The organism is Pseudomonas sp. P135 (assembly GCF_020312125.1).
In the GTDB taxonomy this organism is placed as follows: domain Bacteria; phylum Pseudomonadota; class Gammaproteobacteria; order Pseudomonadales; family Pseudomonadaceae; genus Aquipseudomonas; species Aquipseudomonas fragariae.
Genome location: NZ_JAGPYR010000001.1, coordinates 293,325 through 308,879, shown reverse-complemented (window position 1 = coordinate 308,879; position 15,555 = coordinate 293,325). Strand labels below are relative to the sequence as shown.

14 protein-coding genes are annotated in these 15,555 nt (G+C 61.2%); 10 read left to right on the top strand and 4 right to left on the bottom strand.

Annotation, left to right across the window (positions count from 1 at the left end; genetic code table 11):
* Positions 1 to 2: 2 nt before the first annotated feature.
* On the bottom strand, positions 3 to 455 hold the full coding sequence (locus tag KBY08_RS01270; RefSeq protein ID WP_004408348.1) for a MarR family winged helix-turn-helix transcriptional regulator: 453 nt from the start codon (positions 453 to 455) through the stop codon (positions 3 to 5).
* Positions 456 to 599: 144 nt separating this feature from the next.
* Here KBY08_RS01270 and aceE point away from each other — a divergent pair, with 144 nt between their 5' ends.
* Positions 600 to 3,269, top strand: coding sequence for a pyruvate dehydrogenase (acetyl-transferring), homodimeric type (gene aceE / locus KBY08_RS01265; protein ID WP_104653228.1), 2,670 nt, complete (start codon positions 600 to 602; stop codon positions 3,267 to 3,269).
* A 97-nt stretch (positions 3,270 to 3,366) separates the two neighbouring features.
* Here aceE and KBY08_RS01260 read toward each other — a convergent pair whose 3' ends face one another.
* The 3 genes from KBY08_RS01260 to KBY08_RS01250 form a co-directional block, all read right to left on the bottom strand.
* Complete coding sequence (locus KBY08_RS01260; RefSeq protein WP_024639307.1) at positions 3,367 to 4,221, bottom strand: pirin family protein; 855 nt, start codon at positions 4,219 to 4,221, stop codon at positions 3,367 to 3,369.
* Between the two features lie 190 nt (positions 4,222 to 4,411).
* Positions 4,412 to 4,822: a PA2817 family protein gene (locus KBY08_RS01255; RefSeq protein WP_004408346.1), complete on the bottom strand. Its 411-nt coding sequence runs from the start codon at positions 4,820 to 4,822 to the stop codon at positions 4,412 to 4,414.
* A gap of 76 nt (positions 4,823 to 4,898) precedes the next feature.
* Positions 4,899 to 7,346, bottom strand: a complete 2,448-nt coding sequence (locus KBY08_RS01250; protein WP_060400749.1) for an acyl-CoA dehydrogenase — start codon at positions 7,344 to 7,346, stop codon at positions 4,899 to 4,901.
* A 160-nt stretch (positions 7,347 to 7,506) separates the two neighbouring features.
* Between KBY08_RS01250 and KBY08_RS01245 the strand changes: the two genes are divergently transcribed.
* From KBY08_RS01245 to kdsB, 9 genes are all read left to right on the top strand, one after another.
* Positions 7,507 to 8,130, top strand: a complete 624-nt coding sequence (locus KBY08_RS01245; RefSeq protein ID WP_024660971.1) for a glutathione S-transferase — start codon at positions 7,507 to 7,509, stop codon at positions 8,128 to 8,130.
* Positions 8,131 to 8,313: 183 nt separating this feature from the next.
* The gene (locus KBY08_RS01240; protein ID WP_011267141.1) at positions 8,314 to 9,246 is read left to right on the top strand and encodes an ABC transporter ATP-binding protein; all 933 of its coding nucleotides are present in this window, start codon (positions 8,314 to 8,316) and stop codon (positions 9,244 to 9,246) included.
* Entirely contained in the window at positions 9,243 to 10,031 is a 789-nt protein-coding gene (locus KBY08_RS01235) for an ABC transporter permease (protein WP_003421319.1), read from the top strand. The genes KBY08_RS01240 and KBY08_RS01235 overlap by 4 nt, the downstream gene beginning before the upstream one ends.
* Before the next feature lie 136 nt (positions 10,032 to 10,167).
* Positions 10,168 to 12,384, top strand: a complete 2,217-nt coding sequence (locus KBY08_RS01230) for a DNA internalization-related competence protein ComEC/Rec2 (protein WP_111522017.1) — start codon at positions 10,168 to 10,170, stop codon at positions 12,382 to 12,384.
* Between the two features lie 42 nt (positions 12,385 to 12,426).
* On the top strand, positions 12,427 to 13,143 hold the full coding sequence (locus tag KBY08_RS01225) for a MotA/TolQ/ExbB proton channel family protein (protein WP_011267143.1): 717 nt from the start codon (positions 12,427 to 12,429) through the stop codon (positions 13,141 to 13,143).
* On the top strand, positions 13,140 to 13,571 hold the full coding sequence (locus tag KBY08_RS01220; RefSeq protein WP_003317468.1) for an ExbD/TolR family protein: 432 nt from the start codon (positions 13,140 to 13,142) through the stop codon (positions 13,569 to 13,571). The genes KBY08_RS01225 and KBY08_RS01220 overlap by 4 nt, the downstream gene beginning before the upstream one ends.
* Positions 13,571 to 14,566, top strand: a complete 996-nt coding sequence (gene lpxK / locus KBY08_RS01215; protein ID WP_054091479.1) for a tetraacyldisaccharide 4'-kinase — start codon at positions 13,571 to 13,573, stop codon at positions 14,564 to 14,566. Before KBY08_RS01220 ends, lpxK begins: the two co-directional genes overlap by 1 nt.
* Before the next feature lie 17 nt (positions 14,567 to 14,583).
* Complete coding sequence (locus tag KBY08_RS01210; protein ID WP_002552679.1) at positions 14,584 to 14,769, top strand: Trm112 family protein; 186 nt, start codon at positions 14,584 to 14,586, stop codon at positions 14,767 to 14,769.
* Entirely contained in the window at positions 14,766 to 15,530 is a 765-nt protein-coding gene (gene kdsB, locus KBY08_RS01205) for a 3-deoxy-manno-octulosonate cytidylyltransferase (RefSeq protein WP_024639315.1), read from the top strand. Before KBY08_RS01210 ends, kdsB begins: the two co-directional genes overlap by 4 nt.
* The last annotated feature ends 25 nt before the right edge of the window (positions 15,531 to 15,555 follow it).

Sequence of the window (15,555 nt, the reverse complement as noted above, 5' to 3'; positions counted from 1 at the left end):
TGTCAGCCTTTTCCACCGCTTTGCCGGGCGGCCAGTGCGGCACGCTCCAGCGCGTCGGCGAACACGCGGCGCTGCTGGTCGTCGAATTGCGTCAGAAACAGCTCGTCGACTGCCGTTTCGTAAACCTGCCACATCTGTTTGCGCAGGGTCCGGCCCTTGTCGGTGATCGCTGCCACGGCGCCTCGGCCATCGCTGTCGGACCTGTGGCGCGCCACCAGCCCTTCGCTTTCAAGCCGGTCGACCAGGCGAGTCAGGTTGTAGCGTTCAATGGCCATGACGTCGGCCAGCTCATGCATGCGGCGCATGCCTTGCGGGCCGCTTTCAATGCCCCAGAGCGCGTCATACCACGCATAGGCAGGCAGCCCGGCCGCCGCCAGACGTCGTTCGATTTCGCGAATCAGACAGCGGTGTGCCCTGACGAATCTGAACCACGTATCCGGTTCGGCTGACGACATGATTCACCTTTGTCTGAAATTCTTGAGGGTTGCAATAGTAACCGAGCGCGGGATAAATTCCGGTAGGTGATTGCAATTGCAATCAGATTTTTCAAGGCAGACGCCTGTCCGGCGTCCACTGCCGCATCACAGTAGGAGACGACGATGGCACAGCAACCCCGGTTTCTTGACGAGGATCCGCAAGAAACCCGCGAATGGCTCGAATCGATTGAGTCGGTACTCAACACTGAAGGGCGCCCGCGCGCGCACTATCTGATCGATCAGTTGCTGGACTTCGACGTCGCCCAACATGGCGATTTCTACGGTCGGGTCACCACGCCTTACGTCAACACCATCCCCAGTGACCGCCAGCAGCCTTATCCGGGCGACCTTCAGGTTGAAAAACGTATCAACGCGTTCATCCGCTGGAACGCCCTGGTGATGGTGCTGCGTGCCGGCAAGCATTCCGGCGTGGGCGGCCATATCGCTTCCTACGCATCTGCTGCCGTGCTTTACGACGTCGGGTTCGACCACTTCTTCCGGGGGCGTACCGAGCAGTTTGCCGGTGACCTCGTCTATATTCAGGGTCATTCTTCGCCGGGCATTTACGGCAGGGCGTATCTGGAAGGTCGTCTGAGCGAGGAGCAACTGGACAACTTCCGTCGCGAAACCGATCGTGACGGCATTTCTTCCTATCCGCACCCGCGCCTGATGCCGGACTTCTGGCAGTTCCCCACCGTCTCCATGGGGCTGGGGCCCATCACTGCGGCGTATCAGGCACGCTTCATGCGCTACCTGGAGAATCGCGGGCTCAAGGAGCATCAAGGACGCAAGGTCTGGGCGTTCCTGGGCGATGGCGAAATGGATCAGCCTGAGTCACAGGCAGCCATTGCTCTGGCCGGGCGCGAGAAACTCGACAACATCATTTTCGTCGTCAACTGCAACCTGCAACGCCTTGACGGGCCGGTACGCGGCAACAGCAAGGTCATTCAGGAGTTCGAGAGCCTGTATCGCGCCGCTGGCTGGAACGTGATCAAGGTCATCTGGGGCGGCGGCTGGGATGCGCTGCTCGAGAAGGACAAGAGCGGGCTGCTGCGTCAGCGCATGATGGAGTGCGTGGACGGCGAGTACCAGAACTACAAATCCCAGAATGGTGCCTACGTTCGCGAGCATTTCTTCGGCAAGTACCCGGAGCTGCTGGAACTGGTCAGCGACATGAGCGATGACGACATCTGGAAGCTCTCGCGTGGCGGCCACGATCCGGAAAAAGTCTACAACGCCTACGCTGCCGCAATGCGCCACAAGGGTGGGCCGACCGTGATCCTGGCCAAGACCGTCAAAGGTTTCGGCATGGGCGAGGCGGGTGAGGGGCAGAACATCAACCACCAGTTGAAGAAGCTTGGGGCAGAGGCGATCAAGGCCTTTCGCGACCGCTTCTCGCTGGACATCACCGATGACCAGCTGGGCGACATGCCGTACCTGAAACCGGCCGAGGGCAGTACTGAAGCGCTGTACCTCAAGGCCCGCCGGGCTCAACTGGGCGGTTACATTCCGGCCCGTTTCAGTGACGCTGCCACCCTGCAGATTCCGCCGCTCTCGGTGCTGGATACCCAGCTCAAGAACACCGGCGATCGCGGCATATCCACGACCATGGCCTTCGTGCGCATCCTCTCGACGCTGCTCAAGGATCCGAACATCGGCAAACTGATCGTGCCGATCGTGCCGGATGAGTCACGAACCTTCGGTATGGAAAATCTGTTCCGTCAGATCGGTATTCATTCCCACGTTGGTCAGTTGTACACGCCGCAGGATGCAGGGCAACTGAGCTACTACAAGGAAAGCACCGACGGGCAGATCATGCAGGAAGGGCTGAATGAGTCAGGTGCGATTTCTTCCTGGATCGCGGCCAGTACTTCCTACGCCAACCACGGTGTGATGACCGTGCCGTTCTATATCTTCTACTCGATGTTCGGCTTCCAGCGTGTAGGCGATCTTGCCTGGGCAGCGGGCGACGCCAGGGCGCGGGGTTTCCTGCTGGGCGCCACGTCAGGCCGAACCACGCTGATGGGCGAGGGGCTGCAGCATGACGACGGGCACAGCCATGTCATGTCGTCGACGATACCGTGCTGCGTGTCTTACGACCCGACGTTTGCCTTCGAGCTGGCGGTGATCGTTCAGGACGGCATGCGTCGTATGTTTGCCGAAAATGAGGATATCTATTACTACATCACCTTGCTCAACGAGAACTACCCGCACCCGGATCTGCCCGAAGGCGCAGAAGCCGGCATTCTCAAGGGGATGTACCCGTTGCAGGCCAGTGCATCGATCAATACCGGCAAGCACGTGCAGTTGATGGGCTGCGGGTCGATCCTGCTGGAAGTCATCGCGGCCGCCAGACTGCTCGAAGACGACTTTGGCGTGAGCAGCGAAATCTGGAGTGTCACCAGCCTGACCGAACTGCGTCGTGAAGGTCAGGATGCCGAACGCTGGAACCTGCTGAATCCCGAGCAGGAGCCGCGTCTGAGCTACGTGGAAAGCTGTCTGGCAGACAGGGAAGGGCCGGTGATTGTGGCGACCGATTACATGAAAATCTTCGCCGACCAGATCCGTCCCTTTGTACCCATGCGCCGTTTCGTGGCACTGGGCACTGACGGTTTTGGCCAGTCCGATACGCGCGAGTCGCTGCGCCACTTCTTCGAAGTGGACCGTTACTTCGTGGCGGTGGCTGCACTCAAGGCGCTGGCCGATGACGGCAAGGTCGAGCGCAAGGTGGTGGCGCAGGCCATCGAACGTTACAAGATCGACCCAGGCAAGCAGAACCCTGTGCTGGTCTGAGTCGCGCTCGTATCTGCTCTGACACCAGCAAAGCGGTCCGCATTGCTGGTGAAGGGGCTGCTACAGACGAAGGGAAGTCTGACGGTCCGAACCGGGTTCACGCCGTCAGACGATCTTCCCGGAAGTCACGAATCGCCTGCTCGATCTCTTCCTTGGTGTTCATCACGAAGGGGCCGTATTGCACGATCGGCTCACGCAAGGGCTTGCCTGCAATCAGTAACAGCCGTGCACCCGCGGTGCTGCTGATCTGTACGGCACCGCTGTCGGACAGCCTTGCCATATGGCGTTTGCCGATCGGCTGGGCGCTGCCTTCCAGCTCGACACTGCCTTCATAGACGTACAGCAGCACAAGGTGCCCTTCGGGTACGTGCGGGCTGATACGACTGCCGGCAGGCATATCAAAGTCAAAGTACAGAGGCTCGGTATCCGGGCGCTGTACTGCCCCGGCCTGTTGAACCTGACCATCGTCGAAATGCCCTGCCAATACCACCACCTGCACACCGGCCTGAGTGGTGACACTCGGAACGTTTTCCGGCTGGATGTCCTGATAGCTGGCGTCGCTCAGCTTGTTCTTGCCCGGCAGGTTCAGCCAGAGCTGAAAGCCGCGCATGGTGCCTTCTTCCTGTTCGGGCATTTCGCTGTGAATGATCCCGCGTGCTGCGGTCATCCACTGCACACCGCCGCTCTGCAGAAGGCCGACATTGCCCATATGGTCTTCATGACGCATACGGCCTTCAAGCATATAGGTCACCGTTTCGAAGCCACGGTGCGGGTGAGGTGGAAAGCCGGCGATGTAGTCATCCGGCTTGTCCGATCCGAACTCGTCCAGCATCAGAAACGGGTCGAACTGCTCCACACCACGCCCGCCGAAGACGCGCGTCAGTTTGACGCCCGCGCCATCGGACGCTGGCTGACCCGTTTGAATGGACAGGACTTTACGAAATTGAGTCATGGGAGAGGGAGCACTCCTTATCAGATGATACGAAGTGTCATGGTATGCCTGTCTATTCGATAAATTGATTCGAATGCCGGGACTTAATGATCGTATTGATCGATGTGTTGCGCGGTATGGCGTATTGGCGCGGGGTGACAGGCAACCTGCCCGGAATGATCTCCGGAGCAGGCTTGAAGCCAAAGGATGCTCAGTGCTTGCTGCCCTGTGTCGACATGCTCAGCAGCTGTTTCTCCTGATTCCAGTCAAACGGTTCTTCGTTCTGCTCGGCGTCGTAGCGGCGCTCTTCCAGCGCCTGATACAGCTCGATTTCATCATCCGGCATGAAATGCAGGCAGTCACCGGCGAAGAACCACAGCAGGTCGCGCGGTACCAGGTGCGCGATTTGCGGGTAACGCTGGATGACCTGGCAGAGGATGTCCTGACCCAGGTACTGGCTTTCGATGGGGTCCTGCGGCAGCAGCTCGACCAGTTCGTCGAAACGCTCCATGAACAGCGCGTGGCTTTCTTCCGGAACCTGCTCGGCCTCGCCCAGCGCGACCAGAATGCTGCGCAGGTGTGCTAGCAGGCCAAGTTGGTGATCGAGAGTGGCGTCGGCCATTGGGTAATCCTCAAATGCAAAAACAGGCGCGAGAGTATAAAGCTCTACGCGCCTGCTGTGTGGTGTGACCTGACTATCAGCGAATCTTGCCGGCTGCCAGGGTCAGTTCTTCCTTGTCGAAATCATCCACATCGATCACCTTGCGGCGGGCTGCCTCGGCGGTACGCAGGGTCTGCGCTTCGTCGGCCTGCAACACACCGAGGCGCAGCGCGGCGTCGATGACCGGCTCGCCAGCGTCCGGCTTGACCTGACCACTCTTGAGGGCCACTTGCAGCTTCTTGTGCAGCGGATACGCAGCGCTGAGCAGGTCGATGGCCTGTTGCAGTGCGCCGACCGGATCGTCTGCCGATTGCGGGCGATAGCAGCCTGCCAGCAACTCTTCCAGCGTCGGATCGCCCTTGGCGCGGCCCAGTACCTGAGCAACTTCGGCATCCAGTCTGTCCGACGGCCCCTTGTGCCGGCGACCGAACGGGAACACTACTGCACGCAGTATCCCGCCCAATATGCGGTTGGGGAAGTTGCTGAGGATCTCGTCCATTGCCCGTTCCGAATGCCCGAGGCTTTCTTCCATGGCCCAGCGGAACAACGGGCTCATGTGGTCCGGTGATCCGAGGTCGTGATAACGCTTGAGCGCTGCCGAGGCCAGGTACATGTGGCTGAGCACGTCGCCCAGGCGGGCCGACAGGCGTTCGCGGCGTTTCAGCTCGCCGCCGAGCAGCATCATGCTCAAGTCGGCGAGCATCGCGAACGCTGCTGCCTGGCGGTTGAGCGCCCGGAAGTAGCCCTGGCTCAGGCCGTTGCCCGGCGCTCTTTCGAAATGACCGAAGCCCAGGTTGAGGATGAAGGTGCTGGCGGCATTGCTCACCGCAAAGCCGATGTGTTTGAGCAGCAGGCTGTCAAACTCGATCAGCGCCTGCTGTTTGTCCTCACGCCCGGCCAGGGCCATTTCCTTGAGTACGAACGGATGGCAGCGAATCGCGCCCTGGCCGAAGATCATCAGGTTGCGCGAGAGGATGTTGGCGCCCTCGACAGTGATGAAGATCGGCGCACCTTGCCAGTTGCGACCCAGGTAATTGTTCGGGCCCATGATGATGCCCTTGCCGCCATGCACGTCCATGGCGTGACCGATACACTCGCGGCCGCGCTCGGTCAGGTGATATTTGAGGATCGCAGAGAGCACTGAAGGCTTCTCGCCCAGGTCGACCGCATTGGCCGTCAGCATGCGCGCACTGTCCATCAGCCAGGCATTGCCGCCGATGCGCGCCAGTGCTTCCTGGATGCCTTCGAATGCCGAGAGAGGCACATTGAATTGCTCACGCACCTTCGCGTACTGGCCGGTGACCAGGCTGGTGTACTTGGCAGCGCCGGTGCCGACGGCCGGCAGCGAGATCGAACGACCCACCGACAGGCAGTTCATCAGCATCATCCAGCCCTTGCCCAGCATCGGCTGACCGCCGATCAGGTAGCTCAGCGGGACGAACACGTCCTTGCCGGAGTTGGGGCCGTTCATGAACGCTGCTCCCAGAGGCAGGTGACGGCGGCCGATCTCCACGCCGGGCGTATCGGTCGGAATCAGCGCCAGGCTGATGCCCAGATCTTCTTTTTCGCCGAGCAGGTGCTCAGGATCGTGGGCCTTGAAGGCCAGGCCGAGCAGGGTGGCGACCGGGCCGAGGGTGATGTAGCGTTTTTCCCAGGTCAGGCGCAGGCCGATGACTTCTTCACCCTGCCACTGACCTTTGCAGATGATCCCGGTGTCGGTCATCGCGCCAGCATCGGAACCGGCCAGCGGACCGGTCAGCGCGAAGCAGGGAATGTCTTCGCCGCGTGCCAGACGTGGCAAGTAGTGATTGCGTTGCTCGTCGGTGCCGTAATGCAGCAGCAATTCGGCAGGGCCGAGGGAGTTGGGCACCATCACCGTGGAGGCCAGGTCGCCGCTGCGGGTGGCCAGCTTCATGGCCACCTGAGAGTGGGCGTAGGCCGAGAAGCCCTTGCCACCGAATTCCTTGGGGATGATCAGCGCGAAGAAGCCGTGCGCTTTCATGTGCGCCCAGGCTTCGGGCGGCAGGTCCATGGCCTGGCCGATTTCCCAGTCGCTGACCATTGCGCAGAGTTCTTCGGTCGGCCCGTCGATAAAGGCCTGTTCCTCTTCGGTCAGCTGGACTTTCGGGTAGGCCAGCAGCTTGTCCCAGTCCGGACGACCGCTGAACAGCTCGCCATCCCACCAGACCGTGCCGGCATCGATCGCATCGCGCTCGGTCTGCGACATCGGCGGCAGGACTTTTTGAAACCAGCTGAACATCGGTGCAGTGAAATGCTTACGGCGCAGATCGGGCAGCATTACCGGTACGAACACTGCCAGCCAGAGCAACCAGAACACCGTCAGCAGCCATCCTGGCGCGTGACTGAAAATACCCATGGCCAGCAGGTAGACAGCTACCACGCCAAGCGCCGGGAGCGGGGCGGTTCGCCGATGAGCCAGCCAGGCAATGCCGACGACCAGCACAACAATCCACAACAACAGCATAAGTATTCCTCCGTGATGACCGCCGCTGTGGCAGCGATCAAACTGGTCGCCAGGCAGTGGTGAGGCGACATCGATAGTGACCCCTGGTTGACGAGGAAGTTGCCGCCGCTTAGGGGTAGACTGTGAGCCTTTATTTATCAGCGACTGCGAGGGGAACGCAATGCTCAAGATCTGGGGACGGAAGAATTCCAGCAATGTGCGCAAGGCACTCTGGATTGCCGAGGAAGTGGGCGTACCCTACGAGACGCAGGACGCTGGTGGTGCATTCGGCCTGGTCAACGAAGCGGCCTATCGCGCGAAAAACCCTAACGGCCGGATTCCGATGATTGAAGACGGCGACTTCGTGATGTGGGAGTCCAACGCCATCGTGCGCTATCTGGCCGCCCGGCATGCCCCCGATTCTGATTTATACCCCGCAGACCTGCAGGCCCGCGCCAATGCAGACAAGTGGATGGACTGGACCACCTCGACCATCGCCGCGCCGTTCAGCCCGGTGTTCTGGGGCGTAGTACGCACGCCGGCCGAGAAACAGGACTGGCCGGCCATCGAGCAAGGCATCAAGACGCTGCACAGCCTGCTGCTGGTGGCCGACGAGGCGCTGTCGCGACAGCCCTGGCTGTCTGGCGATGCTTTCGGCATGGGCGATATTCCCCTGGGATGCTTCGCCTACGGCTGGTTTGAAATGCCGATTGAACGTCCGCCGCTGCCTCACCTCCAAGCCTGGTATGAGCGTCTCAAGACGCGCCCGGCTTATCGCAAGGCGGTCATGACCCCGTTGACCTGAGCATGTGATGTGAACAGGTGAAAGGGCTGATCGGGCGCATGTCCGGCGCTCGATATTTACTATTAACAGATGTGTCTGTACTTGAACGACGCAGCCGAGCACCATTGCGCGGCTGGGTCGTCACGGCAGGCGGCTGGTGACAGTCATCTTCAATTCCTTTTTCTGATGAGTACCTTTCCCGATATGTCTTCCGCTCTGTCCATTCGGCAGTTAACCAAAACCTACGGCAACGGTTTCCAGGCCTTGAATGGCATCGATCTGGACGTCGCCGAAGGTGATTTCTTCGCCTTGCTGGGCCCCAATGGCGCTGGCAAATCCACCACCATCGGCATCATCTCGACGCTGGTCAACAAGACCAGTGGCACGGTGAACATCTTTGGTCACGACCTGGATCGCGAGCCCGCTGCGCTCAAACGGTGCATCGGTGTCGTGCCGCAGGAGTTCAACTTCAACCAGTTCGAGAAGACCCTCGACATCGTCGTCACTCAGGCGGGCTACTACGGCATCCCGGCGAAAATCGCCAAGGAACGCGCCGAGCAGTACCTGACGCAGCTGGGGCTGTGGGAAAAGCGCGATGTGCCGTCGCGTTCACTGTCCGGCGGCATGAAGCGGCGCCTGATGATCGCCCGTGCGCTGATTCACGAGCCGCGCCTGCTGATCCTCGACGAACCCACCGCAGGTGTGGACATCGAGTTGCGCCGTTCGATGTGGACCTTTCTCACCGAGCTGAACAGCAAAGGCATCACCATCATCCTCACCACGCACTACCTGGAAGAAGCCGAACAGCTGTGCCGCAACATCGGCATCATCGACCACGGGGTGATCGTGCAGAACACCGGCATGAAGCAGCTGCTCAGCACGTTGACCGTCGAGACGTTCGTGCTCGATCTCAAGGCCTCCTGGCAGAGCGCGCCACAATTGCCCGGTTTCCCTTGCCGCCTGCTCGATAGCCACACCCTGGAAGTGCAGGTCGACAAGAACGTCGGCATCACGGCACTGTTCAGTCAGCTCGCCTTCCAGAACATCGAAGTCTTGAGCCTGCGTAACAAATCCAATCGCCTTGAGGAGTTGTTTGTGTCCCTGGTGGAAAAAAACCTCGCGAAGGTGGCGGTATGACCGTACCCAACGGCGAGTTGCGCCCCAATCTGATCGCCCTGAAAACCATCGTCTACCGTGAAGTACACCGCTTCATGCGGATCTGGCCGCAGACCCTGCTGCCGCCAGCCATCACCATGGTCCTGTACTTCGTGATTTTCGGTAATCTCATCGGTCGCCAGATCGGCGACATGGGTGGCTTTACCTACATGCAGTACATCGTGCCGGGGCTGATCATGATGTCGGTGATCACCAACTCCTACGGCAACGTGGTCTCGAGCTTCTTTGGTGCCAAGTTTCAGCACTCCATCGAAGAACTGATGGTGTCGCCGGTCTCGCCGCACACCATTCTGGTCGGTTACACCCTGGGCGGTGTATTGCGTGGTCTGATGGTCGGTTTCATCGTCACCATGCTGTCGATGTTTTTCACCGACCTGCAAGTGCACCATTTGGGCGTGACCATTATCGTGGTGGTGTTGACCGCGACGATTTTCTCGCTGCTGGGCTTCATCAACGCAGTGTTTGCGCGCAACTTCGATGATATCTCGATCATCCCGACCTTCGTCCTGACCCCGCTGACTTATCTGGGCGGCGTGTTCTACTCGATTAACCTGTTGCCACCGTTCTGGCAGACCGTGTCGCTGGCCAACCCGGTCCTGCACATGGTCAATGCCTTCCGCTACGGCATTCTGGGCGTCTCCGACATCAAGATCAGCATCGCCCTGGCGTTCATGATCGTGGCGACCTTCGTGCTGTATATCGGCTGCGCCAGGTTGCTGGTGAGCGGTCGCGGTATGCGTCAGTAACACATTGGCTTCGACCCGCCAGGCTGGCGGGTCGAGCGCTGGCCGGGACCGGCCGTTCAGATTCTGCAACACACCACCCCTTCCGACATTTCCCCAGTGCGCTGATTCTTGAGGCTTTCCGCTGCAAGGAACCGTCATGCGCACAGGGATGATCGCGCTCGCGCTCGGGCTGCTTGCCCTGCGTTTTCTACCGGCCCTGCCGCCGGCCTGGCTACTGCTGCTGATGCCGATACTGGCGTTGATGTTGCTGCCGTTCCGTACCTATCCGCTGGCGTTCTTTCTGCTCGGTTTCACTTGGGCCTGCGTTTCGGCGCAGTGGGCATTGAGTGACCGCTTGGCGCAGCGTCTCGATGGTCAGACGCTGTGGGTGCAGGGCAAGGTGGTCGGTTTGCCGAGTGTCGCCGAAGGTGTGGTGCGCTTTGAACTGGAAGATGCCTGGTCACGACGTGCCAGGCTGCCGGCGCGAATCCGCGTGGCGTGGTACGGCGGCCAGCCCGTAAACAGCGGCGAGCGCTGGCGCATGGCGGTCAAACTCAAGCGGCCGGCCGGGCTGGTCAATCCGGATGCTTTCGACTATGAAGCCTGGCTACTGGCGCAGCGCATCGGTGCGACCGGCACGGTGGTGGATGGTCAGCTGTTGGCACCTGCGCGTGCCGCCTGGCGCGATGCCATTCGTCAGCGTCTGCTGGCGGTCGATGCGCAGGGCCGGGAGGGCGGTCTGGCGGCGCTGGTGCTGGGCGATGGCTCAGGGCTGTCGAGCACCGACTGGCAGGTGTTGCAGGATACTGGCACTGTGCATCTGCTGGTCATTTCCGGCCAGCACATCGGTTTGCTGGCCGGGGTGATCTACGCGCTGGTCGCAGGCCTGGCGCGCTGGGGGCTGTGGCCACGCTTTTTGCCCTGGCTGCCGTCGGCGTGTGCACTGGCGTTCAGTGCTGCACTGGGCTACGGACTGCTGGCCGGTTTCGAGGTGCCGGTCCGGCGAGCCTGTGTGATGGTCGCGATGGTGCTGCTGTGGCGCTTGCGTTTTCGTCACCTGGGCGTGGTCTGGCCTTTGTTGCTGTCCTTCAACGCGGTGCTGATCTTCGAGCCGCTGGTGACGCTGCAGCCGGGTTTCTGGCTGTCCTTCGCGGCGGTCGGCATTCTGATCCTGATTTTCAGCGGGCGTCTTGGCGCCTGGAGCTGGTGGCAAAGCTGGACACGGGCGCAATGGCTGATCGCCGTTGGCTTGTTGCCGATCCTGCTGGCGCTGAACCTGCCGATCAGCCTCAGCGGCCCGTTTGCCAACCTGCTTGCGGTGCCTTGGGTCAGCGTGATTGTCCTGCCGCCGGCATTGCTCGGAACGCTGTTGCTGCCAGTCCCCGTGGTCGGGGAAGGTCTGCTCTGGCTGGCGGGCGGGGCGCTGCAGGGGCTGTTCGTATTCCTCGGCGCGGTGGCCGCCGCATTGCCGGCCTGGTTGCCCAGTGCCGTGCCGGTCTGGGCATGGTGGTTGAGTCTGCTCGGAGCCTTGCTCCTGTTGCTGCCCAAGGGCGTGCCCCTGCGTCCGCTGGGCTGGCCGTTGCTGTTGCTGTGCGTTTTTCCGCCGCTCGAATCAGTGCCTGAAGGTCAGGTCGATGTGTTGCAACTGGATGTGGGGCAGGGCCTGGCGATTCTCCTGCGCACCCGCAATCACACACTCCTGTATGACGCAGGTCCACGTTTCGGTGAGTTCGATATCGGTCAGCGCGTGGTCGTGCCCGCCATGCGCAAGGCGGGTGTCCGCCATCTTGACCTGATGTTGATCAGCCATTCCGACGCAGACCATGCCGGAGGTGCAGCAGCGGTTCATCAGGCCTTTCCGGTGGCCCGCGTGCTAGGCGGTGAGCTGGCCCGCCTCGCGCCGCAACTCGACGCCCGACTGTGCGAGAGCGGTGCACGCTGGGAGTGGGATGGCGTGGTGTTTTCCACGTGGCGCTGGGAGCAGGGGCCTGACGGCAATCCGGCCTCCTGCATCCTCAGCGTCGACGCTAGGGGCGAGCGTCTGCTGCTGGCGGGCGATATCGACGTGCACGCCGAGCGTGCGGCGATCGACAGCGGGTTCGACCTTCGTGCCCACTGGTTGCAGTCGCCGCATCACGGCAGCCGTACCTCGTCGTCCAAAGCATTTCTGCGCGCCGTGGCACCGGTTGGCGTGCTGATTTCCCGTGGTCGCAACAACGCGTTCGGTCACCCGCATCCGTTGGTCATGGCGCGCTATCGAGGCCTGGGCATCGCCAGTTACGACAGTGCCGAGCTGGGCGCGGTCCGTCTGCAACTGGGGACATTCGGAACGCCACAGGCCGAGCGCGCGCAACGGCGCTTCTGGCGTGATTGAGTGAATGGATATCGATCTCGGCGTTCGGCACTTGGCGACCCTATGGTAGAGTGGCGCCAATTTTTCGAGGGAGTGATCACTGTGTGGGAACTGGTCAAATCTGGCGGCTGGATGATGCTGCCGATTATTCTGAGCTCCATCGCCGCCGCCGGCATCATCATCGAGCGCCTGTGGACGTTGCGTGCCAGCCGTATCACGCCACCGCACCTGCTCGGGCAGGTCTGGCAGTGGATTCAGGAACAGAAGCTGGACAGCGAAAAGCTCAAGCAGCTGCGCGCTGACTCGCCGCTGGGCGAAATCCTTGCCGCAGGGCTGGCCAATTCCAGGCATGGTCGCGAGATCATGAAGGAATGCATCGAAGAAGCCGCTGCCCGGGTCATTCATGAACTGGAGCGCTACCTCAGCGCACTGGGCTCGATCGCTGCCATGGCGCCGTTGCTTGGTTTGCTCGGCACGGTGCTGGGCATGATCGATATCTTCGGCTCGTTCAACAGCTCCGGGGCCACCGCCAATGCCGGTGTGCTGGCAGGTGGTATTTCCAAGGCGCTGATCTGTACCGCGTCGGGTCTTATCGTAGCGATCCCGGCGATTTTCTTTCATCGCTTTCTGCAGAGCCGCGTCGATGAGCTGGTAGTCGGCATGGAACAACAGGCCATTCGTCTGGTTGAAGTGGTGCAGGGCGACCGCGATGTCGATCTGATCGACGCCAAGATCGATCTCAAGTCGCTGGCCAGAGCGGGCGGGGGCAAGAAGAAGTGAAATTTCGCCGTCGCAGACCCCGGGAAAACATCGACATCAATCTGGTCTCTCTGATTGATGTGGTGTTCATCCTGCTGCTGTTCTTCATTGTGACGACCACCTTTACCCGTGAAACCCAGTTGCGGGTGGATCTGCCCCAGGCCGTAACCGGAACGCCGGACGTGGATGCCAGCGCCAAACAGCTGGACATTGCCATCAACGCCGACGGGATTTTCTCGCTGAACAATCAGTTGTTGCCGAAAAACGACCTGGCGACGCTGATCGAGGCGCTGCAGCGCGAGTCGGGGGGCGATACCAGCCTGCCGCTGTCGATCAGCGCCGACGGCAAGACCCCGCACCAGTCGGTCATCACGGCCATGGATGCGGCGGGCAAGCTGGGCTTCAGTCATCTGCGCATGACCACTGTCGAGGCCACACCGGCTAACTGATGGCATTCACTGACCGTTTGCTCGACGCCTGGTACAAGGGCCACCCTGCGCTGGCACTGTTGCGCCCGCTCGAAGGTCTTTACCGGCGTGTCGTAGAGCGCAAACGGGCGCGGTTTCTGGCGGGCGAAGGTGATATCTATCGCGCGCCGGTGCCGGTCATTGTGGTGGGTAATATCACCGTCGGTGGCACGGGCAAGACGCCGTTGATTCTCTGGATGATCGAGCATTGCCGCCGTCGCGGTTTGCGTGTCGGTGTGGTCAGCCGTGGCTACGGCGCCAAACCGCCAAGCCTGCCGTGGCGTGTCCTGCCTGAACAAAGTGCCAGCGAGGCGGGGGACGAGCCGTTGCTCATCGTGCAGCGCTGCGGTGTGCCGCTGATGATCGATCCGGATCGCAGTCGCGCCGTACAAGCCTTGCTCGCTGCCGAATCGCTGGATGTGATTCTTTCCGACGACGGCTTGCAGCATTACCGGCTGGCCCGCGACCTGGAACTGGTGCTGATCGATGCCGCCCGTGGTCTGGGCAATCGCCGCTGTCTGCCTGCCGGGCCGTTGCGCGAACCGGCCGAGCGGCTGAACAGTGTCGACGCCTTGCTTTATAACGGTGCCACGGCTGACAGGGACGACGGCTATGCCTTCAGGCTCAAGCCTTCGGCACTGATCAATCTGCGCAGTGGCGAACGTCAGCCAGTGGATTATTTCCCGGCCGGGCAGGCGCTGCATGCGGTCGCCGGAATCGGCAATCCCCGACGTTTCTTCAATACCCTCGAAGGATTACACTGGCGACCGGTGCCTCACGCGTTCGCCGACCATGCTGTCTACAGTGCCGAAGCGCTGACATTTGCACCCGCGCTGCCCTTGGTCATGACCGAGAAGGATGCGGTGAAGTGTCGTGCCTTTGCCGCTGATGACTGGTGGTATCTGGCAGTGGATGCAGTACCTTCCGATGCCTTTGTCGGTTGGTTCGACCAGCAACTGCTACGTCTTTCTCCATGATTGCTTCAGGATCTCCTATGGACACCAAACTACTCGATATCCTCGCTTGCCCTGTCTGCAAGGGACCATTGAAGCTTAGCGCCGACAAGACCGAGCTGATCAGCAAGGGCGCAGGCCTTGCCTATCCGGTGCGCGACGGCATCCCGGTGATGCTCGAAAGCGAAGCTCGCACCCTGAGCACCGACGAGCGGCTGGAAAAATGACCGCAGCGTTTACCGTTGTCATTCCTGCGCGCTACGGCTCCAGCCGCTTTCCGGGCAAGCCGCTGAAAACCATTGCTGGCAAACCCATGGTTCAACTGGTCTGGGAGCAGGCCTGCAAGAGCAGCGCCGAACGCGTGGTGATTGCCACCGACGATGCGCGCATTGTCGAAGCCTGTCAGGCTTTTGGTGCCCAAGTGCTGCTGACGCGCGACGATCACAACTCCGGCACCGATCGTCTGGCCGAGGTGGCCGCGCAATTGGGCCTGGCGGCTGACGCGATTGTCGTCAATGTGCAGGGCGACGAGCCGATGATCCCGCCTGCGGTGATCGATCAGGTGGCGTCCAATCTGGCCGCCCATCCCGAAGCCGGCATGTCCACGCTGGCCGAGCCTATCGACGACGTGGCCGCGTTGTTCAACCCCAATATCGTCAAGGTGGCTACGGACATCAACGGCCTGGCGCTGACGTTCAGCCGGGCTCCCTTGCCGTGGGCGCGCGATGCGCTTGCAGCAAATCGCGACCAGTTGCCTGCCGGCGTGCCTTATCGTCGGCACATCGGGATCTACGCTTATCGTGCGGGTTTCCTGCATGACTTCGTCAGTTGGGGCCCGTGCTGGCTGGAAAACACCGAAAGCCTGGAACAATTGCGGGCGCTGTGGAATGGCGTGCGAATTCACGTTGCCGACGCGCTTGAAGCGCCACCCGGTGGCGTCGATACCCCCGAAGACCTGGAGCGCGTAAGGCGCTTGCTGGAGGGTTGATGCGCTTCGTCCAGTGTTCCGGGAA

What these genes read in the sequence shown, in the direction of transcription:
- KBY08_RS01270 (WP_004408348.1), bottom strand. Translation starts at nt 455, where the DNA reads ATGTCGTCAGCCGAACCGGATACGTGGTTCAGATTCGTCAGGGCACAC.
- aceE (WP_104653228.1), top strand. Translation starts at nt 600, where the DNA reads ATGGCACAGCAACCCCGGTTTCTTGACGAGGATCCGCAAGAAACCCGC.
- KBY08_RS01260 (WP_024639307.1), bottom strand. Translation starts at nt 4,221, where the DNA reads ATGACTCAATTTCGTAAAGTCCTGTCCATTCAAACGGGTCAGCCAGCG.
- KBY08_RS01255 (WP_004408346.1), bottom strand. Translation starts at nt 4,822, where the DNA reads ATGGCCGACGCCACTCTCGATCACCAACTTGGCCTGCTAGCACACCTG.
- KBY08_RS01250 (WP_060400749.1), bottom strand. Translation starts at nt 7,346, where the DNA reads ATGCTGTTGTTGTGGATTGTTGTGCTGGTCGTCGGCATTGCCTGGCTG.
- KBY08_RS01245 (WP_024660971.1), top strand. Translation starts at nt 7,507, where the DNA reads ATGCTCAAGATCTGGGGACGGAAGAATTCCAGCAATGTGCGCAAGGCA.
- KBY08_RS01240 (WP_011267141.1), top strand. Translation starts at nt 8,314, where the DNA reads ATGTCTTCCGCTCTGTCCATTCGGCAGTTAACCAAAACCTACGGCAAC.
- KBY08_RS01235 (WP_003421319.1), top strand. Translation starts at nt 9,243, where the DNA reads ATGACCGTACCCAACGGCGAGTTGCGCCCCAATCTGATCGCCCTGAAA.
- KBY08_RS01230 (WP_111522017.1), top strand. Translation starts at nt 10,168, where the DNA reads ATGCGCACAGGGATGATCGCGCTCGCGCTCGGGCTGCTTGCCCTGCGT.
- KBY08_RS01225 (WP_011267143.1), top strand. Translation starts at nt 12,427, where the DNA reads ATGGTAGAGTGGCGCCAATTTTTCGAGGGAGTGATCACTGTGTGGGAA.
- lpxK (WP_054091479.1), top strand. Translation starts at nt 13,571, where the DNA reads ATGGCATTCACTGACCGTTTGCTCGACGCCTGGTACAAGGGCCACCCT.
- KBY08_RS01210 (WP_002552679.1), top strand. Translation starts at nt 14,584, where the DNA reads ATGGACACCAAACTACTCGATATCCTCGCTTGCCCTGTCTGCAAGGGA.
- kdsB (WP_024639315.1), top strand. Translation starts at nt 14,766, where the DNA reads ATGACCGCAGCGTTTACCGTTGTCATTCCTGCGCGCTACGGCTCCAGC.